Origin of the sequence: Photorhabdus africana (genome assembly GCF_035181445.1) — a bacterium.
In the GTDB taxonomy this organism is placed as follows: Bacteria; Pseudomonadota; Gammaproteobacteria; order Enterobacterales; family Enterobacteriaceae; genus Photorhabdus; species Photorhabdus laumondii.
Genome location: NZ_JAXBVE010000188.1, coordinates 1 through 455, shown reverse-complemented (window position 1 = coordinate 455; position 455 = coordinate 1). Strand labels below are relative to the sequence as shown.

Sequence of the window (455 nt, the reverse complement as noted above, 5' to 3'; positions counted from 1 at the left end):
ACCGGCTATCAGTTGCTGGCTAATCTTGGGCAGGTTTTTTCGATTGAGGATTATCTCTGGTATCAGTTGCCGGAGGGTTCGGTTTATGTGGGCAGCGGGGCGCATTCGATGTTTGCGGGGAAACCGGTCGATATTCCGAATGCATTTAGCCAGCGTCAGTCCGCGGGCAATGCGATGACCATTTCCATGATCCCATCGTTGCGCCCAGGCGTGGTGATCAACCAGCACCGGTTGAACAAGGTCAATCTGAACAATGAAAACATGGTCATTACATGGGAAGCCGTCAACAAACTGACCGGTCAGTCGCAGACCAGAACGCCAATGCAGCGTCAGATTGATGCCGCCTACCCCGAATTATCGGCAGGGCTGCATTTACCCAAATTTGCCCGCATTGAGGCACACCCTGAAAACACGGTCAGCGGCGATATCGCCGACCCATTCCGGCCACGCTATGC

1 pseudogene is annotated in these 455 nt (G+C 54.1%); it reads left to right on the top strand.

Features of this window, described 5'->3' with window-relative positions:
• Positions 1-455: pseudogene (locus SLS51_RS23345) on the top strand (hypothetical protein); the annotation flags it as partial.